The organism is Chitinophaga agri (assembly GCF_010093065.1).
Taxonomy (GTDB): Bacteria; Bacteroidota; Bacteroidia; order Chitinophagales; family Chitinophagaceae; genus Chitinophaga; species Chitinophaga agri.
In genome coordinates this window covers 4,573,557-4,589,022 of sequence record NZ_CP048113.1, presented here as the reverse complement: position 1 = coordinate 4,589,022, position 15,466 = coordinate 4,573,557, and the positions used below count along the sequence as shown (strand labels likewise).

Annotated in this window: 15 protein-coding genes; 8 read left to right on the top strand and 7 right to left on the bottom strand. The window is 44.9% G+C overall.

The window, feature by feature from the left end:
• The first annotated feature begins 43 nt into the window (after positions 1-43).
• A complete protein-coding gene (locus GWR21_RS18225) occupies positions 44-253 on the top strand; it encodes a hypothetical protein (protein WP_162333131.1) in 210 nt (69 codons plus the stop codon).
• Positions 254-347: 94 nt separating this feature from the next.
• Here the strand turns inward: GWR21_RS18225 and GWR21_RS18220 are convergent, their stop codons facing one another.
• The gene (locus GWR21_RS18220) at positions 348-608 is read right to left on the bottom strand and encodes a DUF2024 family protein (RefSeq protein ID WP_162333130.1); all 261 of its coding nucleotides are present in this window, start codon (positions 606-608) and stop codon (positions 348-350) included.
• Positions 609-969: 361 nt separating this feature from the next.
• Here GWR21_RS18220 and GWR21_RS18215 point away from each other — a divergent pair, with 361 nt between their 5' ends.
• A complete protein-coding gene (locus GWR21_RS18215; protein ID WP_162333129.1) occupies positions 970-2,223 on the top strand; it encodes a chloride channel protein in 1,254 nt (417 codons plus the stop codon).
• A gap of 22 nt (positions 2,224-2,245) precedes the next feature.
• On the opposite strand, the gene meaB is transcribed toward GWR21_RS18215, so the two are convergent.
• The gene (meaB, locus tag GWR21_RS18210; protein ID WP_162333128.1) at positions 2,246-3,145 is read right to left on the bottom strand and encodes a methylmalonyl Co-A mutase-associated GTPase MeaB; all 900 of its coding nucleotides are present in this window, start codon (positions 3,143-3,145) and stop codon (positions 2,246-2,248) included.
• Positions 3,146-3,206: 61 nt separating this feature from the next.
• Here meaB and GWR21_RS18205 point away from each other — a divergent pair, with 61 nt between their 5' ends.
• Complete coding sequence (locus GWR21_RS18205; protein WP_162333127.1) at positions 3,207-4,079, top strand: glycosyltransferase family protein; 873 nt, start codon at positions 3,207-3,209, stop codon at positions 4,077-4,079.
• 54 nt (positions 4,080-4,133) lie between these two features.
• Here GWR21_RS18205 and GWR21_RS18200 read toward each other — a convergent pair whose 3' ends face one another.
• Together GWR21_RS18200 and GWR21_RS18195 are read right to left on the bottom strand one after the other, a co-directional pair.
• A complete protein-coding gene (locus tag GWR21_RS18200; protein ID WP_162333126.1) occupies positions 4,134-5,177 on the bottom strand; it encodes a glycosyltransferase family 4 protein in 1,044 nt (347 codons plus the stop codon).
• 9 nt (positions 5,178-5,186) lie between these two features.
• Positions 5,187-6,236 (bottom strand): glycosyltransferase family 4 protein, encoded by a 1,050-nt coding sequence (locus GWR21_RS18195; protein ID WP_162333125.1) that lies wholly within the window; start codon positions 6,234-6,236, stop codon positions 5,187-5,189.
• A gap of 129 nt (positions 6,237-6,365) precedes the next feature.
• Here GWR21_RS18195 and GWR21_RS18190 point away from each other — a divergent pair, with 129 nt between their 5' ends.
• From GWR21_RS18190 to GWR21_RS18180, 3 genes are all read left to right on the top strand, one after another.
• Entirely contained in the window at positions 6,366-7,001 is a 636-nt protein-coding gene (locus GWR21_RS18190; RefSeq protein WP_162333124.1) for an LON peptidase substrate-binding domain-containing protein, read from the top strand.
• Between the two features lie 84 nt (positions 7,002-7,085).
• A complete protein-coding gene (lptC, locus tag GWR21_RS18185; RefSeq protein ID WP_162333123.1) occupies positions 7,086-7,643 on the top strand; it encodes an LPS export ABC transporter periplasmic protein LptC in 558 nt (185 codons plus the stop codon).
• Between the two features lie 366 nt (positions 7,644-8,009).
• Complete coding sequence (locus tag GWR21_RS18180) at positions 8,010-8,348, top strand: tRNA-binding protein (RefSeq protein WP_162333122.1); 339 nt, start codon at positions 8,010-8,012, stop codon at positions 8,346-8,348.
• An 874-nt stretch (positions 8,349-9,222) separates the two neighbouring features.
• On the opposite strand, the gene GWR21_RS18175 is transcribed toward GWR21_RS18180, so the two are convergent.
• The 3 genes from GWR21_RS18175 to lysS form a co-directional block, all read right to left on the bottom strand.
• Positions 9,223-11,355, bottom strand: coding sequence for a S9 family peptidase (locus tag GWR21_RS18175; protein ID WP_162333121.1), 2,133 nt, complete (start codon positions 11,353-11,355; stop codon positions 9,223-9,225).
• 85 nt (positions 11,356-11,440) lie between these two features.
• The gene (locus tag GWR21_RS18170) at positions 11,441-11,791 is read right to left on the bottom strand and encodes a DoxX family protein (RefSeq protein WP_162333120.1); all 351 of its coding nucleotides are present in this window, start codon (positions 11,789-11,791) and stop codon (positions 11,441-11,443) included.
• A gap of 250 nt (positions 11,792-12,041) precedes the next feature.
• Positions 12,042-13,556 (bottom strand): lysine--tRNA ligase, encoded by a 1,515-nt coding sequence (gene lysS, locus GWR21_RS18165; protein ID WP_162333119.1) that lies wholly within the window; start codon positions 13,554-13,556, stop codon positions 12,042-12,044.
• Between the two features lie 136 nt (positions 13,557-13,692).
• Here lysS and GWR21_RS18160 point away from each other — a divergent pair, with 136 nt between their 5' ends.
• Together GWR21_RS18160 and GWR21_RS18155 are read left to right on the top strand one after the other, a co-directional pair.
• Positions 13,693-14,526: a universal stress protein gene (locus GWR21_RS18160; protein ID WP_162333118.1), complete on the top strand. Its 834-nt coding sequence runs from the start codon at positions 13,693-13,695 to the stop codon at positions 14,524-14,526.
• 146 nt (positions 14,527-14,672) lie between these two features.
• Positions 14,673-15,431 (top strand): DUF4197 domain-containing protein, encoded by a 759-nt coding sequence (locus GWR21_RS18155; RefSeq protein ID WP_162333117.1) that lies wholly within the window; start codon positions 14,673-14,675, stop codon positions 15,429-15,431.
• Positions 15,432-15,466: the final 35 nt, after the last annotated feature.

Sequence of the window (15,466 nt, the reverse complement as noted above, 5' to 3'; positions counted from 1 at the left end):
TCAATGGTATGGGGTAAATGGCAAGAATGCTTAATTTTACCGTATGAAAAAGACAGCGCAGATCTTAGCGATCATTTTATGCTTCAGTGCCCAGGTAATGGCGCAGTGCTCTCTTTGTACCAAGACAGCACAGCAGCTGGGTGAAGGTCCGGCTAAAGGGCTGAATAATGGTATCCTGATGCTGGCGGCGACGCCGCTGATCATTATCGGACTGATGGTGTTCAGGCATTGGAGAAGTAGCCGTGAAGCATAAAAGTATAGGTTATTATAAATCAGAAGGAGGTCAGGCAATGCGCCGGACCTCCTTTTTTCGTCTTATTAGGATACGGTTTAGGAAAAATATTTCATTACCTGCAGCCTTCCATTTCGTAGATGTGATAGCCATTCTGACGGATACTTTGCTCCCAGGTGGGAATCATTTCCTGTACATGGCAGAACCTACAGTCTCTGGAAGAGACAGATTGTTTTTCAATTGATTTTGATTTGAGATATGCATTTCCAAAGGTTAGCACGTTCTCATAATTTGTATCAGCAGATACAATGATGTCAAAGTGCATATAGCCACCTTCACGGCGTTTTACGTAGGTGTCAAAGATAGCAACGTCCATAGCAGTCTATACTTTTAGGTCATAGAATATGTAAATCAATAATGGATCAATGGTATGTCACAAATGTAGGAATGGTAAAAAACTGGTCAAATATTTAACATCTCGTTTACCAGTGCTAAAATGGATAACTTAAATAAGTAGTAATAAAACTAATCTTAATAATGTCATTATATAATAAATTATGATTTTTATCTACTTGTTGTTGATCAGCTATTTTATGTTAACATCTAATTAACACAATTTGTACACAAATTATATCTGCCTCTTCTTCATTGGTCATCACCTCTCCTACCCCGCATTAGGAAGATAGTGTGCAGTGTTACATAGATATACGTATATTGAACATTTAAAACTTACTCTAATGAAAGCAATTTACCGGGCATTTATGAAACAAGGCATCCCATTTATGGATATGGCCGGTATGGCGCCAGGCGTAGCTGGTCCGATGAAAGCCCGGAGAATATTGTTATTGTTCCTGTATGCTGTATTACTGGCCGCCACTGCTGCGCTCCTGGTGTTTGGGCTAATGGGGGTCATGAACATGATACCCGCGTACTGCGACCTGCCTGGTGTATCCCGGAACCTGGACGATCATGATCTGCTGATATTGATCACGCCCGTAATCACAGCACTGTTCATAGCCTGGTTGCTGCGATATGCGGGAGACAAAACAAAGGGCATTTTAAGGCCCTTCCAGGGGCTTTTAATGATCGGCGCGGGTGTTCCGCTGGGATTGGAAGGTCCCTTGTCTGATTTACCCTTTTCCATCGCAGAGGGCGAAGACTGGCCGGTACGGCAAAGGCGTATACTGGCAGCGGCATTTATGACAGGAGGGGTGGCCTTTCTGTTCAGCGCCCCATTAATGGCTATTGCCCTGGCTATCGAATTAATGATGATCGAAATGACATGGCTGGGCATTACCGTGGTTCTCTTAGGTGGTGGTACCGGGGTATTATTGCATCGTCTGCTAATTGGTACGGACGCAGTTTTCGATATGCCGGACGTGCCTTCGGCAGATCTGCCGTTGCTACTGGGGTATACGGCTACGGGCATCATTGTCGCATTGCTGGCACTCCTGGCCAAGAGGATGATAAACGGTATGCGCTGGCTTTTTGCGCAACTGCCTGGCAGCAAGGTATGGTGGCCGGTAATAGCAGCTGTGGTGACGGGCGTCGCCGGATATTTTAACCCGGACCTCACAGGTGCTGGCTACAGCCATATTGATAGTATATTACTGGGGCAGATCACATTGCAGTTCCTGGTGGTAATGGTCCTGGGGAAACTGATACTGATGAGCATTGCAGTGGGAAGTGGTGTTCCCGGGGGAACCATGGCGCCACTCGTCATATCGGGAGGAGCAGCAGGACTGTTTATTACTTTCTTACTTCAATTTGCCTTCCCTGCTCTGCACCTGAATTTTGCCGTAGCTGCCCTGGTAGGCATGGCTGCTATGTTTGCTGCCGGAAACAGGGTCTTACCTGCCGCTATCTTCTTCGCGATAGAAACAACGCAGGCTGTGCATGCCTTACTGCCCGTGATCTGTGCCTGTACGGCTGCTTATTCTGTTGTATTCCTGCTGGCAAGGAAAAAGGTGTTGCAGCCAGCGGTACAGTGATTGTAACCGGCTGTATGGTACGCTATAATGTATTGATAAAGCGGTAGAGGTTAAAGGTTCCGTTATTAAGTTCCTGTGCAATCTGTTGCTGGAGGGTACGGCGGCTTATATCTCTCATGCGGCGATGTTGTAACAACTGGTATGCTTTTTCTGCCAGCAATAATGCATGATGTGTATTGTCCAGTGTCGTTTGCTGCTGGTGCGCATCAATTGCGGCTACCAGTGCAGATAGCCCTTCTTCTTTCGTAGCGATCGTTTTCAGGACAGGGATCTCCCAGTTTTCTTTCTGTCTGGTATGTGCCAGTATACGCAGGTTCTTCACAAACTCATCCGCACTATCCCTGTCGGCTTTATTCACAACAAAGATATCTGCGATCTCCATCAGCCCTGCCTTCATTGTTTGTATCTCATCGCCCGCTTCCGGTACAACCACCACAACCGTTGTATCTGCAATGCCTGCTATTTCTACTTCACTCTGCCCTACGCCAACTGTTTCGATAAACAGATAATCATACCGCGCTGCTTTTATGATGTCACTGACTTCAATAATTTTCGGGCTTAGTCCTCCTAATGCGCCCCTGCTGGCCATAGAGCGGATGAATACATTGTCATTGCCAAAGTGTTGTGACATTCTGATACGGTCGCCTAACAAAGCGCCATAATTAAATGGAGACGATGGGTCTACTGCAATAATGGCGATACGCATACCCTGTTGCAGCAGAAAAGTTATCAGCGCATTCACCAGTGTGCTTTTACCGGCACCGGGCGGGCCGGTGACACCAATCACCCTGGTATGACCGGCAGTGGGAATATCTTCCAGCAAACGTTCATAACCTGCAGCCTCATTCTCAACAAGAGAAATACTTCTTGCCAGGGCTTTGATATCTCCATTCAGTAAAGCGGTTAGAAGGGGTTGATGCATGCGCCGAAATTAAACAATTCATAATGATTATATATCTTCGCAAACAATATATATCTGCTATATGAAAGTATCCGGGTTCACCTTTGTCAGGAATGCCGTTAAATATGATTATCCCGTAGTGGCATCGATACAATCGATTCTGCCATTATGTGACGAAGTGATCGTTAGTGTGGGAAACGGTGATGATGGTACACTGGAACTGATACAATCAATAGGCTCTCCTAAGATAAAGATCTTCCATTCTGTATGGGATGATTCCCTTAAAGAAGGCGGACGTGTACTGGCGGTGGAAACTGATAAAGCTTATGCACATGTAAGTGCGGATGCAGACTGGGCCTTTTATATACAGGCAGATGAGGTTGTACACGAGCAGGATCATGATGCCATCCGTGGTGCTATGCAGAAGTATCGTGATGATAAAAGAGTAGAAGGATTATTGTTTAAATACACTCATTTCTTTGGTAGCTATGATTACATCGGCGATTCAAGAACATGGTATCAGCATGAGATCAGGATCATCCGTAATGATAAACGTATTTCTTCTTACCGCGACGCACAGGGCTTCAGGAAAGAAGATCAGAAGCTACATGTGAAACCGATCAATGCACGTATGTATCATTATGGCTGGGTGAAAGATCCGCAGGTGCAGGCACAGAAAGTGAACAACTCTTTTCAGATGTATCATGGTTCTAATGATGGAGAAGCGAAGGGGCCTGTTTCTGCTGCCGCATTTGACTATGGTGAAGTAGATTCTTTGGCGGTGTTCAAAGGTACACATCCGGCGGTTATGCAGGAACGTATTAATAAAAAGAACTGGCAGTTCTCGCACGATATCAGCAGAAAGAAATTTTCATTTAAGGACAACGTGCTGTATTGGATAGAGAAGATAACAGGTAAGCGTTTGTTTGACTACAGGAACTACAAGATCATCTAAAACAACCGGCAGGAGCAGTGATGAAACGCTGATATTGCCGGTTGCCTTTTGCTATCAATACAGACTTCTGTATAGTTCCATATATTTCCGGGCATTGGTATCCCAGCTGAATTTTACAGCATGTTGTCTGATCTTCTCTGCAGGTTGAACAGCGGCGTAATGTTGCATACCTTCTTCAAATATATTACGCATATGTTCATTGTCAAACTGTTTGAAATAATATGCGGAGTCCCCTCCTATTTCAGGCAGGCTTGTTTTATCTGAAAGGAATACTGGTTTGCCGAAGTGCATTGCCTCTACCACAGGTGCTCCGAATCCTTCAGCTACAGAAGGGAACATAAAGGCAGCACAGTTTTTATAGTACCAATATTTCTCTTCATCTGTAATACTCCCCAGCATTTTTACGCGGCCACTTACGCCATATTTGGCAGCTTCCTCTTCTATTTTTTTATGATAGTCGCCCTGTGTTTTTCCTGCTATTAGCAGTTCGTAGTCGTTATGTTCAAGGAGCCTCGGTAACACATGGAAATTCTTTTTCGGTAATATCATTCCGATAGAGAAAAGAAATGGCACCGCAGGTCTGTACTGTGGCGCATCAAAGCCGGGAAACTCCTTTATTTCAGAACCCTGATAGATGATGCTGCATTTATCGGCTGGTATGTGTAATTGTTCGTGAATAGTTTTCAGCGTGAACTCGGAGATCGCCACAATACGATCTGTTTCATCTACCTGCTTTTGTATAATGTCGAGCGAACGTTTCTTTTCGCGTTCACTTTTATTTGGCTCAAACAGAAAGTTCAGGTCATGAATAGTAAGCACCGTTTTCTTTGCTTTCTTCCTGGGCCACACGTTACCCGACTGATGCACCGCATGCCATATATCCATTTGTGGTGGGTTGAAGGCATAGCGGTCATACCATTTGTAAGGTATTTTGGTATAGTCTCCTTTATAGTTGTCAAATGTTGCAGGCAGATAGTAAAGCAGTTGTTCATCTGCCGTTTTGAACTGCAGCAACCGTTGTCCAAGCTGCATACAAAAGGTATACAGGCCGTTATGTGGATATTTGAGTTTTTCGAAGTCTAAGCCGATGCGATGCATATGAATATGTTAGTACAGACCACGGTATATCTGCAGGTAATGTTTAGCGGTGTTATCCAGGTTTAGAGATGCAGCACGTTCTTTCATTGCAGCTATTGGTTGCGTAGCATTAAAGTGTGCCATGCCTTCCGTAAATGTTTTTTGCATGACTGTATCTGTGAACTCATGAAAATAGTAGCACAGTGGACCACCTACTTCGGGCAGGCTTGTTCTGTCAGAAAGGAAGCAGGGTTTGCCTTCACTCAATGCCTCCACAACAGGAAGTCCGAATCCTTCTGCCAGTGAAGGGAATGCAAATGCTGTACAGTGATGATAGTACCAGTACCTGCTTTTATTCGAAATACTGCCCAGTACTTTCACCCGATCAGCAACGCCGTACTGTTCGGCAGCAGACAGGATCTTATTTTTATATTCTTCATCGAATACGGGTCCTGCGATGACCAGTTCATAATCATTGCCCTGCAGTAATGGTGGTAGAACATGCGCATTTTTTTTCGCATCTATACTACCGATATTAAAGATAAAAGGGCGCTGCGGCCGGTAGTCCGGTGCATCAAAGTCCGGGAATGTCTCCAGTACGCCACCGTTATATATCACACTGGCAGGTTTGTTGCGCAGATCAAGATGGCGTTTTACATCTTCCAGTACGAATTTGGAAATAGTAACGACATGATCAGCACGGTCGATATTTTTCTGTACTTTTTTAAGAAAAGAAGCGACCTTTTTTGGGTTCTTTTTTTCATGAATAAAGTTCAGATCGTGTATCGTCAGTACATGCCCGATATTCTTATTAGACGGTCTGTAGTGTGTGGATTGAAATGAGGTATGCCATACATCCAGGTAGGAGAAGGAAGGCATTATTAACCGGTGTAGTTTATTGATCGTGATGTACTGGTGTTCAACACCAAAGAAACCTTTCAGACCGGGCGGAACATAATAGGTTATTTTCTCGTCGTCTGCCTTGTTGCGAAGCAGTGCATGGCCAAATTGTTTACAATACTCGTAGAGTCCTGTATTGGCATATTTCATCGTCTCGCAATCAAACAATATATGATGCATGGAAAATATTTAGCGTGATGCTGAGGACTTTACAGGCCGGTACACGACAGCTGTTCAGCATTCGGGCAAATATAGATAACATCCTTATATATTTCATTGGTAACGAGTAATTCTATAATTTAGGTTTGTATGACCAATTTTATTCCCATATTTCCACTTGGCATTGTTGTGTACCCGGACGAGCAGCTGAACCTGCATATTTTCGAGCCAAGGTATAAACAGCTTATAAAAGAATGTATCGCTGAGAACAAGCCTTTCGGTATTCCGGTGGTGATGGATAAGAGAGTCGCGGAATACGGTACACTGGTTGAAATTGTCAGGGTAGAGAAGACCTATGACAATGGGGAACTGGATGTAGTGACGCGCGGTATTAAGGTATTCCGGATCCTGGAGGTGATCAAAAGCATCCCTGATAAGATGTTTGCCGGAGCGATCGTGACCTATCCTGATAATTCGCTGGCAAGCAATGCCCGTTTGCACGCGCAGGCGCTCCACGCGATGAGGGAGTTGCATAATATTCTGCAGATCAGTAAGAGTTTTAAGAAAGCAGATGAAGAGCTGCAATCATATGATATGGCGCATCATGTCGGGCTTTCACTGACGGAGGAATATGAGTTCCTGCACCTTTTCCAGGAGCTGCAGCGGCTGGAATATCTCAAGCGGCACTTATTGAAGGTAATTCCGTTAATGGCAGAGATGGAGCGGTTAAAGGACCGGGTAAAGCTGAACGGGCATTTCAGGAACCTGACTACCGGAGAGGCGTAGTTCGTATGGACTACATTTCTCTTTGCCGGGGATTGTCTACATTTGAGTCTGAAAATGCCCATATGGCATTCATTCATTTATATTATGAATAACATGATAGCGCGTATTGCGTTGCTTTTTTCTCTTGTGGTAATGGTTTCCTGTGAAAATGACATTAATGCCATTATGGATATGGACAAGCAGGCCACTGCTGTAGAGGAGGGGAAAGACATTGAATCTATGTATAGCCAGACGGGCCGCGTAAAAGCGAAGCTGACGGCGCCGACAATGGTCAGGCACCTGAAGCCACCTGTATATGTCGAGTTCAATACAGGATTGAAAGTATTGTTTTTCAATGATTCACTGGGCGTAGAAAGTACATTGACTGCCCGGTATGGCAAATACTTTGAGAATGAGTCAAACATCTTCCTGAAAGATCACGTAGTCGTTATCAATAAGAAGGGAGAGCGGCTTGACTGTGAGGAGTTAAACTGGGATTCAAAGGTGCAGAAGTTCCTTTCCAGCAAACCCGTGCGTATCAGCACAGTAACCGACACATTATATGGTACCGGTCTGGAGTCTAACCAGGATTTCAGTGATTATACAATACTTCATCCGAGTGGTCCGTTCGTGATCAAGGATAGCACGATGTCAACACAGTAAGACGATATTCAAGGCGTAAATTCCTTTAACGACAACGGCCCGACATTGTATGATACAATGTCGGGCCGTTTCGCTTTAACCTATTTTTAACCTAAAATTTTGTCTTTATAAAAACGCAAGAACTATGCCATAAAGTATATGGAGATAGCATGTTTTTTTATTATATAATAACTAAAGTGAATTTGTTGTATAAATACTGTTTTTTGTTGCATTCACACTGGAATAGTGTGTTTTCACGAGATGGTGATTTTGTGATACTTACGGGAGGACTATATTTGTGCAGGTTTTTCATAGGATATGGTTTAAATTATTGGGCGGTAGTCTTACTGCCCTTTTTTTATTGCGCTAATCTTCATAGATTTAAATATGGAGACGATCAACTGGACAGATTTTGAAAAAGTAGAGATAAGAGTAGGAACTATTGTAACGGCCGCAGATTTCCCTAGAGCCAGGAATCCTTCTTACCAGTTGACAATAGATTTCGGTCCTGAATTAGGTGTAAAGCGATCTTCTGCGCAGATCACCAAATTGTATCAGCCGGACGAACTGATCGGCAAACAGGTTGTTGCCGTTGTTAATTTCCCCGTAAAGCAGATTGCGAACTTTTTTTCTGAATGCCTTGTATTGGGTGTTTACGGCAATGACAATGCGGTCATTTTGCTCCAGCCCGATAAACTGGTAGCCAACGGACAGAAAATCGGGTAAAAAGCTAACTAATTGATACTATATTCACTAGTGTATAGAAGTATAATACAATTCGTTTTTAATTTAATATGATAATATTTAGCATATGATAGCTGACCTATCCAAACACACCTGTTTACGAACAAAAATATAACGTTCACGGAAATAGGCGGTAAGTGCATGATGACCTGCTATATCTTTGGTTCAGGTTTTTCATAGGATATGGTTAAAATTATTACAAGGGCGGTATTCTTACCGCCCTTCTACTTTCAAAACCGTTTTTAGCCCTGTTTCGGGCTATTTTTATTTAAAGTGCTGATAACCATTTATAATACACAAAACGGCGTCTGTAATTGTGTATTTTTTTCCCTACTAATCCTTATACGTTCACCTTCTTTTTCGATACGTTCCCCAACTAAAATATATCATTCACTAGAATGGGCTTTGGCTATATGCAAAATACGCGCACCTTTGGTATAGGTTTTTCAATAAAGATATGGTTAAAATTTTTCGGGGCTGTAGTCTTGCAGCCCCGTTTCTTTTTCTAAAAGGCCTCACTTTTGCCATATTTTCCCTGATTTCTTTACTTTTTTCTTTTTATAGTTAGTTTTTGTCTGGCGGAGATTATTTTCCTGCTACTGGTTTACCTTAATTGTCTGAAAACGTTAAACCGGGAAATTCATACGTTCACCCGGAAATCAGATACGTTGGGTTTCCTTCCAGATAAAGGGTGTATGCTGACCGCCATTCCGATGATATGCCCCCAATGTGAATGCGCCTTAACCAAGCTGAATAGCACCGCAATAGCAGGGAAACTGTAGCCGGTATCTTTCCTCCTAATAAAAAAGGCTGGCCGAATCTCTTCAACCAGCCATTAAATATGGAAAAGCCCCCATTATCGGGTCTCAAACTCCTTCGGAAAAGGTCGCTCCAACAGGTTATGATAAATGAACCGGTATGACTCATTATCACTATGCAGCGATTTAATACTCCTCCAGCCATGACGCTCTCCCGGGTATACCATGAACTCAAAATGCTTGTTCAGATTCTCCAGTTTATCTACCAGCTGAATACTATTCTGCATATGCACATTATCATCCATCGTACCATGCACAATACGGATCAGTCCCTTATAGCGATCTGCATAGGTCATTGGTGACGTGAGACGGTAACCTTCTGCATTATCCTGCGGGGTGTCCATATAACGCTCCGTATAGTGGCTGTCATACAGGCGCCAGTCAGTCACTGCAAAGTTCGCCATGCCGTGGGTGAATACATCTGCGCCATAAGTCAATGCCATACAGGTCATATAACCACCAAAGCTACCTCCCGTGATACAGATCTTAGCGGAATCAACCCATGGCTGAGAACGGAGCCACGACGCAGCATCCATATAGTCTTCTATTTCGTGCAGTCCGAGCTTGCGGTGAATGTAGTTCATCCCCATTTTACCCAGCTGGCCAGAGCTGCGGTTATCAATCACTACCTGGATAACGCCTTCTTTCGCCCACCATTGTGTCGTCAGTGGTGTTCTCCACATGTCATATACATTGCCGGCATCCGGACCACCATAAATGCTGATGAGTACAGGATATTTTTTGCCCGGCTGCATATGCAATGGCATGGTGATGGTCATTGGTAGTTCCAGGCCATCGCGTGTTTTATATTGCTGCAGCTTGGTGGCTGCATAGTTGTATTGGTCGAAATTACCGCCTTTGGAATCACCCAGTTCACGGATCACTTTTCCCTTGTTGTTCAGGAGTGCCATGCGCGTCGGGGTAGCCAGATTGGAGTAGCTGGTTACGAAGTAGCTGCCATTCGGACTAACATCGACATTATGGAGGTAGTCACCGAAGGTCAGCCGGGTGATAGCCCCTGTTTTCAGACTCACCTGGTACAGGTCTATACGGGTAGAAGCCTCTTTACGGGCTGTGAAATAGATGAGCTGTTGTTTATTGTCTATGGCGCGGATATCTTTCACGGTCCAGTTACCGTTGGTCAGCTGCTTATTTAAAGAGCCGTTCATGTTATGCCAGTAAAGGTGTGCCCAGCCAGATTTATCACTTTTGAGGATAAAACCTTTGTTGCCAGTCAGGAACGGGATGTCTTCATACCAGTCGATCCAGGTTTGCTGTTTTTCGTCATAGATCTCTGTCTTCCTGCCATTTTCCGGATTGATCTCATAGATCTTCAGGTTATTCTGGTCGCGGGGCATCCACTGTACCCAGAGGCGGCCTTCAGGAGTGAAGAAGGGGGCGCCGAAGTACTGGTCTTCATTTTCGTTGAAGTCAGCCCATAAAGTAGCGCCACCGGCAACAGGTACTGTACCTATTTTAACGCCTGGATTGGTATCACCGGCTTTAGGGTAGCGGGTATTTTCCAGGTACCCGTGTTGTCCTTTCTCACTATAGATAGGGAATACTGGCACTTTGGAGTCATCAAAGCGCATGTAGGCAATGTAGCGGCTGTCTTTGCTCCACCAGAAAGCACGGTATTTGGACGCACGGCCAAGGATCTCTTCGTAGTATACCCAGGATGCCCAACCGTTATAGATAACGTCAGAGCCGTCAGTGGTATAGCGGATCTCTTTCCTGGTAGCTATTTCAACAGCGTACAGGTCATTGTTACGGGTAAAGGCCACATATTTACCATCAGGAGAAATAGTTGGATTTTTTTCCTGGGCGGTGTCGCTGGTAAGCTGTGACTCAGTACCGGTAGGTGACGTGTAGAAAATGTCGTTATTACGTACAGTGACTGTCGCACCTTCCGGCGGCGTTATATATGGTTCGGATTTACCAGTGGCTGCGTCTACCTTATAAGCTTTGGATGTGCCTCCTTCTGTGCGGTACTGGATGTAATGGGTCTCATCTGCCCATCCTTTGATATTTGGTAGTGGTTGATATAGCCCGGTCGGCTCTCCTTTAAATATTTGCCGGAACGTAAGGTCTTTTTTGTCCTGTGCCTGCAAACTTAGACTGAGCAGGCCCAGTACTGTAAAACAGGCTGTCCCGTAACGTGTTATGTGCATAGTTTAGCTATTGTTGTAACAAACAGCTAAAATAATCAAATAAAGAAATGCACTGCCGCAATTTACGGATGGGCGGAGGAATGCCTTATTTTCCGGTATTGCCAATCACGAGCGCTGCCGCCATAAGCGCGACATCTTTCATGAACATGGTTAATGATGGGAGGTCTTCGAATGCATGGGGTGTATGTACCAGGATGATAACCAGAAAGATATACAGCGCTAACAGATATCCGGCTGGTTTCACATAGCGGTTGATAATGAACGCGATGCCTGCCAGCAGTAATGCGATACCGGTCAGATATAGCCAGATCTTTCCTCCGGGGAAAGGCACTGCTGCTACCATCAGATCGGCATGTACAAAATGTATGAGGCCAAATAAGGCGATGACAATGCCGTAGATCACGACCGCGAGGCGGGTGGGGACAAGTGTTTTCATACTATGTGGGTTTAGTCATAAAGGTAATGTAATGTATTGATAATGAGGATGAAGGGCTGGAACTAAGCCGATAAGGTATGGGTATAACTTATTGATAGCGAATATAAAAAGAGATGAGGTGAACTTCATGCATACCGATGCCGGTACTGTTTAAACGTAATCAGGGGTGTCCGTTGTTGACGAACACCCCTGATCTATCATATCGGGACGAGGGACGGCCCTGTCTTCTATATTGCTGTAATAATGGGGATTATGCTGTTCTCTCTGGTTTCATCTGAGGGAAGAACAGTACATCCTGGATAGATGGCTGGTTAGTCATGATCATGGTCAGACGATCAATACCGATACCAATACCTGACGTAGGCGGCATACCATATTCCAGTGCACGCAGGAAGTCGTAGTCGATATACATCGCCTCATCATCACCGCGTTCCATCAGTTTAACCTGCTCTTCAAAGCGGGCACGCTGATCGATCGGGTCGTTCAGCTCACTGTAGGCATTCGCCAGCTCTTTACCGTTCACCATCAGCTCAAAGCGTTCTACCAGTCCTGGTTTGCTACGGTGCTTTTTGGTCAGCGGGCTCATTTCAACCGGATAGTCGATGATGAAAGTTGGCTGCACATAGTGATGCTCACATTTCTCGCCGAAGATCTCGTCTATCAGTTTACCCTTACCCATGCTTGGTTTAACATAGATTCCCAGCTGAACACAGGTGGCACGCAGCTGATCTTCATCCATGTTAGTTACATCGATACCGGTATGTTCCAGGATAGCCTCATACATTGTTACTCTGCGGAAAGGCGCCTTGAAATTGATCACTTTCTCTCCTACTGTTACTTCGGTAGTACCGTGGAGGGCAATGGCGATCTTTTCCAGCAGCGTTTCAGTTGTGTCCATCATCCATTCGTAATCTTTGTACGCAGCGTACATTTCCATTACGGTAAATTCCGGGTTGTGAGTACGGTCCATACCCTCGTTACGGAAGTCTTTCGCAAATTCATATACCCCTTCAAAGCCACCTACGATCAGACGTTTCAGGTACAGTTCGTTCGCAATACGCATGTATAAAGGAATATCCAGCGCGTTGTGGTGAGTTTTGAAAGGACGGGCTGTTGCACCACCAGGGATTGGCTGCAGAACAGGTGTTTCTACCTCCAGGTAGCCCAGGTCATTATAGAAATCGCGGATGGTTTGCATGATACGGGTACGTTTCACAAAAACTTCCTTCACCTGCGGATTCACGATCAGGTCTACATAGCGCTGACGGTATTTGAACTCAGGGTCAGTTACTTCGTCAAACATTTCGCCATCTTTCTCTCGCACCACTGGTAATGGGCGAATAGATTTGGCTAGCAGGTCTAATGTTTTTACATGGACAGACAGCTCGCCTGTTTTGGTGATAAAGGCATAGCCTTTCACACCGATGATATCGCCATGATCAATTAACTTCTTAAATACAACGTCATACAGGGATTTGTCCTCGCCAGTGCAGATGTCGTCGCGACGTACATATAACTGCATCTTACCAGTATGGTCGTGCAGCTCCACAAAGCAGGCTTTACCCATATCACGCACGTGCATAATACGGCCAGCCAGACAGATATCCTGAAACTGGTCTTTTGTTTCCTCTGTATAGAGGGCCCTGAGCTTGGCAGCTGTAATGTTCACCGGATATTTTTCCGCCGGATAAGGGTCAATTCCCAGTTTCTCCAGTTCCTGCAGTTTATTCCTGCGTATGATCTCTTGCTCGGATAATTGTGTCATGTGTACTGATTACAATAATTGGATTGCAAAAATAGTCGATTTAAAGGGGAAATCAGCGAAACACGGGTTTGGCACCAAATTTTCATTATATATCAAGCCCCCATCAGGGATTCATCAGCTTTAAAATCATTACAGGATGAAAACCATCATCGTACCTACAGATTTCTCCGCCACTGCCTATAATGCGGCCCGTTACGCACTCGGACTGGCTACACAGATGGGTACTGCCCGGGTAGTACTCTATCATGCCTACGAACTGATAGTGCCTATACCCGATGTGCCGACCTCCATACCCATGGTTGATCCAAACGAGCTGAAAACGGCTAGTCTGGAAGGGTTAGAACATATGAAGCAGGACCTGCTGCCGTTATTACCCGCAGGCGTTGAACTGGACTACCGGGCCGATAATAATCTGCTGGCTGCCCATATTGATAACCTCAGCAAGGAAGAAAAAGCCGACCTGATTGTCATGGGAACCACGGGTGGTAGTCAGCTGGAAGAGATACTGATCGGGTCCAATACGATCGACGTGGCAAAACATACCTCCTGTCCTGTACTGATCGTACCGGCAGGCGTGTCGTTTAAACCTATCAGGAAAGTCGTTTTCGCCTGTGATTTTAAGAAAGTGGGTACCGGTACGCCCATCTATCCGCTGAAACGCCTTCTGAGCGTATTTCAGGCGGAGTTGCACGTACTGAATATTGACAAGGAAGGGAAAGGACTGAGTACTGACACACCTGAGGCCAGCCTGCTACTGGATACCTTGCTGGAAGGCCTGCATCCTACATACCATTTTATAGATCATCCGAACGTGGTGCAGGGTATTATGGAATTTGCCGACCGGGAGACGGCCGATCTGATCCTTACCATTCCCCGTAAACATGGCCTCTTCGAAAGCATTTTCAAACGTAGCCATACCGCCCAGCTGGCATTTCATACACATATTCCTTTGCTGGCTATCCATGAATAACGAACTGAAGGGGGGACAGTAATGTCCCCTTTTTCAATACCATTTACCCGGCATTAAACTTCCGGGCATCTTTTTGTTCTAACTTTATAGTAGCGCTTATTAAATATTGTTACTATTTTGCATATAAAACCACAACAATCCAGTCTATGTACAAGAAACTATGTCTCCTTTTATTATCAGGGATAGCTTTTGTGCCCGCTACCCAGGCACAGCTGCTGAAGAAGTTAGGCGAAGCTGCTAATTCTGTGGCTACCAAAACCGGTACTTCTAACGTTACCCAGGGAGAAGCTGGCAATGCTATTAAAGAGGCACTGGCAAAAGGTGTAGCTAATGGTATAGCCAACCTGAACAAAACTGACGGTTTCTTCGGAAACGATCTTTATAAAGTGTTATTACCGCCTGATGCCGTTAAGATCGGCAATACCCTCCGCTCGGTAGGTCTGGGCAGCCAGGTAGATAAAGCCATTCTTTCTATTAACCGCGCAGCTGAAAAAGCTGTAGGTTATGCAGCGCCGATCTTTGTGGACGCTATTAAGGAAATGAGCATCACGGATGCCCTGAAACTGATTTCCGGTGGTAATAATTCTGCTACTGAATATTTCAAAGGCAAGACCACTGATAAACTGAAAGCTGCGTTCTCTCCTGTAGTGAAAAACTCCCTGGATAGTACCAACGCGACAAAGTATTATGGTGATATCGTAACTGCATATAACAAACTGCCAACTACCTTCAATAAAGCAAACCCTGACTTACAGGACTATGTAACGGGTATGGCTGTAAATGCATTATTTGACCAGATTGCGAAAGAAGAAGCGAACATCCGCGCTAATCCTGCTGCAAGAACTACGGACCTGCTGAAGAAAGTGTTCGGAAGCAGCAATGCCAGTTCTTCCTCTACGAAGTAACCAGTTGTACAACTGCATATAAAGTAAAAAGCCCC